Annotated in this window: 8 protein-coding genes, 1 tRNA gene and 1 pseudogene; 4 read left to right on the top strand and 6 right to left on the bottom strand. The window is 56.2% G+C overall.

The window, feature by feature from the left end:
• Positions 1–313: 313 nt before the first annotated feature.
• A pseudogene (locus QP990_RS07785) lies at positions 314–1,521 on the bottom strand (IS110 family transposase).
• Between the two features lie 317 nt (positions 1,522–1,838).
• Between QP990_RS07785 and QP990_RS07780 the strand changes: the two are divergent.
• Entirely contained in the window at positions 1,839–2,246 is a 408-nt protein-coding gene (locus QP990_RS07780; protein WP_239207723.1) for an MmcQ/YjbR family DNA-binding protein, read from the top strand.
• A gap of 67 nt (positions 2,247–2,313) precedes the next feature.
• Complete coding sequence (locus QP990_RS07775) at positions 2,314–2,799, top strand: MarR family winged helix-turn-helix transcriptional regulator (protein WP_284798887.1); 486 nt, start codon at positions 2,314–2,316, stop codon at positions 2,797–2,799.
• An 18-nt stretch (positions 2,800–2,817) separates the two neighbouring features.
• On the opposite strand, the gene QP990_RS07770 is transcribed toward QP990_RS07775, so the two are convergent.
• Both QP990_RS07770 and QP990_RS07765 read right to left on the bottom strand, forming a co-directional pair.
• A complete protein-coding gene (locus tag QP990_RS07770; RefSeq protein ID WP_239207724.1) occupies positions 2,818–3,366 on the bottom strand; it encodes a DNA-3-methyladenine glycosylase in 549 nt (182 codons plus the stop codon).
• Complete coding sequence (locus QP990_RS07765; RefSeq protein ID WP_239207725.1) at positions 3,366–4,229, bottom strand: polysaccharide deacetylase family protein; 864 nt, start codon at positions 4,227–4,229, stop codon at positions 3,366–3,368. The genes QP990_RS07770 and QP990_RS07765 overlap by 1 nt, the downstream gene beginning before the upstream one ends.
• 167 nt (positions 4,230–4,396) lie before the next feature.
• Here QP990_RS07765 and QP990_RS07760 point away from each other — a divergent pair.
• Both QP990_RS07760 and QP990_RS07755 read left to right on the top strand, forming a co-directional pair.
• A tRNA-Ala gene (locus QP990_RS07760) sits at positions 4,397–4,469 on the top strand.
• Between the two features lie 247 nt (positions 4,470–4,716).
• Positions 4,717–4,965 (top strand): hypothetical protein, encoded by a 249-nt coding sequence (locus tag QP990_RS07755; RefSeq protein ID WP_005329702.1) that lies wholly within the window; start codon positions 4,717–4,719, stop codon positions 4,963–4,965.
• On the opposite strand, the gene QP990_RS07750 is transcribed toward QP990_RS07755, so the two are convergent.
• The 3 genes from QP990_RS07750 to QP990_RS07740 form a co-directional block, all read right to left on the bottom strand.
• Complete coding sequence (locus tag QP990_RS07750) at positions 4,962–5,432, bottom strand: N-acetyltransferase (RefSeq protein ID WP_239207865.1); 471 nt, start codon at positions 5,430–5,432, stop codon at positions 4,962–4,964. The genes QP990_RS07755 and QP990_RS07750 overlap by 4 nt on opposite strands.
• A gap of 97 nt (positions 5,433–5,529) precedes the next feature.
• On the bottom strand, positions 5,530–5,733 hold the full coding sequence (locus QP990_RS07745) for a hypothetical protein (protein ID WP_005329698.1): 204 nt from the start codon (positions 5,731–5,733) through the stop codon (positions 5,530–5,532).
• A gap of 133 nt (positions 5,734–5,866) precedes the next feature.
• Positions 5,867–6,604 carry a hypothetical protein gene (locus QP990_RS07740; protein WP_023020215.1) on the bottom strand — a complete coding sequence of 246 codons (738 nt, stop codon included), beginning with the start codon at positions 6,602–6,604 and terminating at the stop codon, positions 5,867–5,869.
• Positions 6,605–6,794 lie beyond the last annotated feature (190 nt).

Here is a 6,794-nt window from a genome sequence, read left to right as displayed (position 1 = left end):
AGCATATACTTTCCGGAAACCTACAGGTCAATCCGTGAAAATCCGCGATTCCGGACACACTTTTTGACCCTTAACCCCATATAGACCAGCAAAACCGTCGACGAAAACCGAGTTTTGGATGGACGATATCGTTGAAGACAACGGCTAAGCCAGTCTCGAAAAGGGGGGTGTTCCTATATAGGTTGTCAACTCCGTGGGTGGGCTTGTTGGGGGTGTGAAGGGTTTCTGCTTCGTCTCGTAGATGTTGTTTTGGGTACCTTGAGGAGCCGGTTGGGCTTGCTGTGCAATCGGCTTGGATGGGGGTCTGTTGGCTTTAGGCTGCTGCAGCCTCCTGAGCTGTAGAGATGTCTCGGTAGTGCTCGCCGTTTCGCATCATGGAGAAGAGAGCGTTGAGGCGTCGGCGTGCGAGTGCGACGACTGCGGCGTTGTGTCTTTTGCCTTCTTTGCGTTTTCGTTCATAGAATTGCTGGGAACGCTCGTGGAATCTGGTCGATGCAGAAGACGATTGCCATAGGGCGTTCTTTAATTTTTGTTGCCAGCGCGGTTGGGTGAATTCGGCATAATGGACGTTCCTGATTGATTTGTCCGTGGTGATAGGCCTGTATAGGACGCTAGGTGCGCTGCATCGGGGAGGTCGGACATATCGCCAACAGTCATGAGGATCTGCGCGGCGCTACGTGGGCCGATGCCGGGCATGGATAAAAGAATCTCGGTTTGAGGAATGTCTTGAATGAGCTTGAGTACCTGTGCTTCGATTTCCTTGCGATGCTCGAGTTTGGCCAGTGCGTCTTTGGCGGACATTGCTACGCCAAGTTCGGCGTATTCTGCGCCGGCAATGGACATGGTCTGTCCGTGGATGGCAGCAAGCATGGCATTGATGACAGGCTCGGGATTGCGTGCTTTGTGACTGCGCGCAAAGGCTGCTAGGCGTGTTTTACCGATGCGTCGAATCTTGGTGGGGCCGCCGTATTTTGCAAGTAGGTGGAGGATCCATTTTCGGTGAATCATCTGTCCGCGCAGGACATGTTCGAATGCAGGATTGGTTCCCACGAGCGCGGATCGCATCTGGTTAATTTGGCGTGTGTAGGCTCGGGCGAGGTCTTCGTCGATACCGTTGAGAACTTTTGGCTGGGTAAAGACTTCCTCAACGCGGTCGACGTTGCGCAGGGCGTCTGGAAGGTTAAGACCGGCATGGGCGATGACGTAGGCGTCGCGTACATCGGTCTTTGAGTTGCCGACGTGGATGCGAGAGAGCTGTCGCATCGCAAGCCCTGGTAGATAGCGATCGTCTGCCCCCATGTCTTGGGCGACTGCGACGGTTAATCGGCTGATGTTGTTGGGTTGATCGACAATGACAAGGACTGAGGTGTTGTCGGCGAGGAATTGGCCGAAGAGCTTGCGGAGCGAGCCTTTATGCTGATTGATGCGTTTGGACAGGACTTGCCTGCCTTGGGGATCGAGGACGCAGGCGTGGTGGAAGTATTTGCCGACGTCCACGCCAATGACGAAGTCATAGGCCATGGGTGTGTTCCTCCTAGCGATGAATTAGAAGTTGGACTATTTGAGCTTCATCGCTGGGGGTGGTCGGACATACTTAGTACTGGCATCTACATTACTGTGAGACCTCATACCACCTGGGCTGGGTCAGGTTCCTATTGAGCTGTTTGAGTATGTCACTGTCTTCGGCGGCATCACCCCCGGATCATTTTCAGACAGGGGCGGGAATAAGCCATACCGAAGCCAGCGACTAGTTCTACTGTCCTTTCAGACGGAGGGAACGGAAATAAACATAACCCGCCCAATCGGGTGGACAGGCTATGAATCTTCGGTGCCCTGAGGTGGAACTGCTAACAACGAAATGGGGGGCGATGTTGGACGGGAGCGGCATCTACAAGGTTGCGCGGCAGCGCGCCGAAGAGATGCTCGGTTCGCAGGTGCTGCATCCTTTTGGTCCCGACTGGGACGTATTTAAAGTACGCGGCAAAATTTTCTTGCTGTTGACAGCGGTGACCGGTCAACAGCAAATGATCATTAAGGCCGAGCCGGAGGACTGCCAAGCGCTACAGCAGCAGTATCCATTCATTGCGCCGGGCTACCACATGAATAAGCGGCATTGGGTTTCTGTCTATCCACACGCAGATCTGCACGAACGGCTGGTAGAGGAGTTAGTCACGGACTCCTATCGTTTGGTGGTGGAAAAGCTGCCGAGAGGGCGGCGGCCGATCGATCCGTCCTCTGTGCACTAAAGCCCTTTGTATTAAGGACAATGGCGAGTCACTTTAAAATTAAAGCCATGTTGATAGAATAAATCCCATGACCGAGCGCGATGACTACTGGCTAAATGATGAAGAGCTCGCATCATTTATGTCCTTAATGAGCGTAAATATTCGCTTGACCAATATTTTGGATGCTCAGCTGCGTGATGACGCAGGCCTGAGCTTTTTTGAATACACGGTGCTCTCTCGGCTATCTGAGGCGGAAAATCGCGAGATGCGTATGCGTGATTTGGCGATTACGGCCAATGGATCTTTGTCTCGCTTGAGCCAGGTCGTTACGCGCCTAGAAAAGCAGGGGTGGGTCGTGCGCCAGCCGTGCCCGACTGATGGCCGCACCACCATGGCAAAGCTCACGGATAGCGGCTGGGACAAAGTAGTAGAGACCGCGCCTAGACACGCTAAGCAGGCGAGGAGGTCCGTGGTGGATAACCTGACCCGCACGCAGATCCGCCAGATGCTGCAGATCAATGAGCGGATCATAAAGGCCATTGAGAATGATGAGCGTTATGGTGGGCGCTATTAAGCAGCGCACTTTGCGGGGCTATTGCTTGGGATAGCCGCGGCGGGCCGAGACGGTTTTATCGAAAGGGATCCAAAACCGTAGGGCCGCTTCTTGGTTTTTAGAGATACCGATACGCGGTCCGCGTACCCATTCTGGTTCGGAGGTTCGCTCTACAATCTGAATCGGTTGGTGGTTATCTTCCAACGTGAAGCCTAGGGCCTTGCCCAAATTTCCTGGTCCGCGGGCGAGATTATGAAAATCAGTGGTGCCGCGGCGAGCGAAGGCGATATCGGCACCCTCGATGATTTCACCGCCGCGCAGCAGGCAGCCCTGGCCAGTCCCTTCAGGGGCGCAGACGATATTGACGTTGCGGTGGATGCCGTAAGAAATATAGACGTAGAACTTACCCGGCGGACCGAACATGGCCGCATTGCGCGGGGTCTTTCCTTTAAAGGTGTGTGCCGCGGAGTCCTCGGCCCCGAGGTAAGCTTCCACCTCTGTAAGGCGAATGCTGACCCCGGAATGGGTGAGGGTGCAGCCGAGGAGTTGGGGAGCGACGGCGTCGGCAGTCAGGGCAAAATCAATCATTAACCTCGAGCGTAGTAGCGCTTACCTGCCACGGGGGTGCGAAGGAGGCGATCCAAGCTCACGGGCTCGAGGCCCTTGGCACGCAGACCGTCGATGACGCAATCTGCGGCATCCACAGTGGTGGGGTGGATATCGTGCATCAAAACAATGGAACCGGCGCGGGCGCCTTGCACGGCCGCGGAACAGACGTGGTCGGAGTTGCGGTCCTTCCAATCCATGGTGTCGACGTCCCACAGCGCTTGGGAGACACCCTTATTGCGGGTGGCCTGATCCACGGTCGCGTTGGTCGCGCCATAAGGCGGGCGTACCCAGCGCGTGCCTTGGCCGGTGGCCTTTGTGATGGCGGCATTGCCGGCGTCGATTTCCTGGGATACCTGGTCATAAGACAGGGTGTTGAGCTGGCGGTGGCTCTTGGTGTGGTTGCCGATGGTGTGGCCCTCGGCCTTCATGCGCTTGAGCAGCTCAGGATGCTGGTTCGCGTTGGGGGCTAGCACCATGAAGCTTGCGTGCGCGTTCTTCGCCTTGAGCTTGTCCAGTAGGCGGTTGGTCTCGGCACCGGGGCCGTCGTCATAGGTGATAGCTACGCAGTTGGCACAGTCGACGCCACCTTCGCTGCGCGGCTGCGGCTTCTTTGGAGCTGGGGCGGCGGGTGCCTTCTTCCCGGGGGCAGTGTGTGGAAATGCCTGGGAGCTGAAATCTTCGACCTGTGCGCGGGCATCCTCGAGGCGATGGTTGATTTCTCCTTGAATATCCGCGCTTGAAGACGCAGGCAATCGTGGGATTTGCGGTAACTGTGCATGAGCGGCTGCTGGCATGGCGGCGGCAATAAGCACGGTGAGTGCAGAGGTGAGGATGCGGCGCATAGTGTTCCTAAAAATGAGGGAAAATGGACATGATGTGCCCATGACCCTAGCGCCCGAATGTAACCAAAGTGATAGGACATGCCTAAAGTGTCCAAAGTGATTTGAGAGATCTGGGTTTTGAGCGGTTTGTGGTTGCTTCGGCTGCGGTAGTAAAGTGTGTAGGCACTGGGGCATTAGCTCAATTGGTAGAGCATCTGCTTTGCAAGCAGAAGGTCAGGAGTTCGATTCTCCTATGCTCCACAGCATGAAGTCCGGCTTCCTCTTCGGAGGGCGCCGGACTTTTTCAATGCAATGGGTGGATATACGTTTATGTCGCGCCTTTTGTCCATCTAAACCAGCAAAACCGTCGACGAAAAATGGGGTTTAGATGGACAAAAGTCCTGATCTTCGGAAGTCCGGACAGATAGTGCAAGGTCGCGGGGAGGAAACTTTAAGTACAGTAAGTGGGGAATTATTACTATTACGCGAAACCATTAGGAGACTAACCATGGCCGCCAACGTTCGCTACAACGATCCCTTTACCTCCACAGAGAAGAAAGTTTCGGCGCCGGAGGGCGCAGAATACGTTGTGGTGCGCAAACGTGGCGAGGCCGCAGTGGATGGCGAGGTCATGAGCTTTCACGGCACTCGCGAAGAGGCGCGCGAGGCGGTTATGGCCGGGCTGACCGAGGAATTTAAGACGGCCGTGGATAATGAGCCGATTTACGTAACGCACGCCCGCCTGCGCTCGCTTTAGAAGCGTTTCAGCATCACAAAGTGACCCTCGTGGCTGCCCACGTGTTCGAAGCCGAGGTGCTCATAAAGCCCCTTGGCGCGGGGATTATCGGGGTGGACGGCTAGGGAGATGCCGGGGGCATGCAGGGTGTGGGCGAGGGAAATAGCGGCGTCGATAAGCGCGGTGGCAATGCCCTGTCCCTTATAGCGGGCCTCAACCGCGATGGCGATCTCCGGAATGGCGGGCTCGACAAAACCAAAGCCGTGGTTGTCCTCCGTGCCCCAATTGAGCCACACGCCACCGGCCGGGACAAGCTCCTCCCAGGCGATGAAACCGCCCTGGTTGGGATCCCAATTTTCCACGTAGAAGGCAAAATCAGCGGCGAAGTCAGGGGAGAGCTCGCCGTGCTCGTCGCCGAAAGTATCGGTGAGGAAGTTGAGGCGGGCGAGATAGGTGCGGTCAGATTCTTGGGTTGCGCGAAGTTCCATGGAATCCACGATAGTCGCCAGTGGTGCACACGGGGTACGCATGCGAAAATCCCCTCCGCACAGGCCAGTGACCTGTGGGAAGGGATGCGGCTGCCGCTTAGGCTAGGTGGTAATTGCGGACGTCGTGACCGTTAAACTCGCGCTCGATACCGGCCTCGTCTACGGAGTGGAAAGTGGTTCCGTTATCGATGGCGAAGCGCAGGTTATCCACGCGAGAGGAAGGGTCTTTAGACACCGCACCCGCTGGGAAGTAGTACGTTGCGCCGTCTTTGAGCTTGACGGTAAGGGTCTCAAAGCTCATTGTTCATCTCCTTGTAGAAAGATCCCTAATGTGGGAATTCAATCAAGAGATTTTTGTCTAAGCAAAGAAATGAGATCTAGGCAACGCTGAATATACCCCCACGGCGGGGTGGAAAGCGTATTTATTCTTTGACCTACAGGCGGTGCTTGCCCTCGTTTTGGTGGTCATCGGTAATGCGGGTGGTATCGGCTGGCTGAGCTGCTTCTTCTTCGCGGTGCTTGGCCAGCTGCTCATCGATGGAACCTAGCAGTTCCTCATCGCGTACGGCGCCTTCCTCAACGAGGTCAGACTGGGTGTCATTCTCGCTGGTGGAGGTGTAGACCAAGGTGGACTCAGGGGCGGTGTGCGAAGCGGACTGGAAGTCATCCACGCGCGGTGGGGTCTGGGATGGCTTGTCGTTGGAGCGCAGCCAGTAGTAGGCGGCACCGGCCGCGGCGGAAAGCACAGCGATAATGCCGGCGAAGATCCAGCCCTTGGAGGACTTCTGCTTCTTCTGTTTCTTGGCTACCTTGGCGGACTTCTTCTTGAGGTTCTTCTGCGCCTTCTGAGAATCCTTCTTGGCCTGCTTGCGGGCCTTCTTAGCCTTCTTGGTGGCCTCTTCCTTGGCGTCGTTCAAGCGCTCGGTGGCGTCCTCGCGGTAGTTGTTGAACTCTTCTAGGGCACGCTCGAGGCGGGAGTGTGCGGCGCGGGTGACGGCGCCCGCTTGGCGGCGGGACTCGGCGAAGCTGCCGTTATCGCGCTCGTCCATCTTCTGCGCGGCCTCCTCCAGGGCGGTGTAGGCTTCGCGGGACTTTTCTTCGCGGTAGTTGTTGAACTGGCTCCACAGGTTCGATGCGGTCTTGAAGGCCACGTTCAGTGTCGTGGGGTTCATGGGGTGGAACACTCCTTAACTCAGATTTATCAATTCGCTTTCACCCAGCATAGTGACGTGTCGGGTGGTGTACCACCGTGAGCGCGAAGGCGTGCAGGGGGAACGTGCCAGAAATAGACCGCTTGGTTCAGAATGTGCGATTATTATTCAGCCAATTTTTCGCCAACCTCGCAGTTTGCAGGCTTGCAAT

Origin of the sequence: Corynebacterium sp. MSK071 (assembly GCF_030232125.1) — a bacterium.
GTDB classification, from domain to species: Bacteria; Actinomycetota; Actinomycetes; order Mycobacteriales; family Mycobacteriaceae; genus Corynebacterium; species Corynebacterium kefirresidentii.
This window is presented reverse-complemented; position numbering and strand designations above follow the sequence as displayed.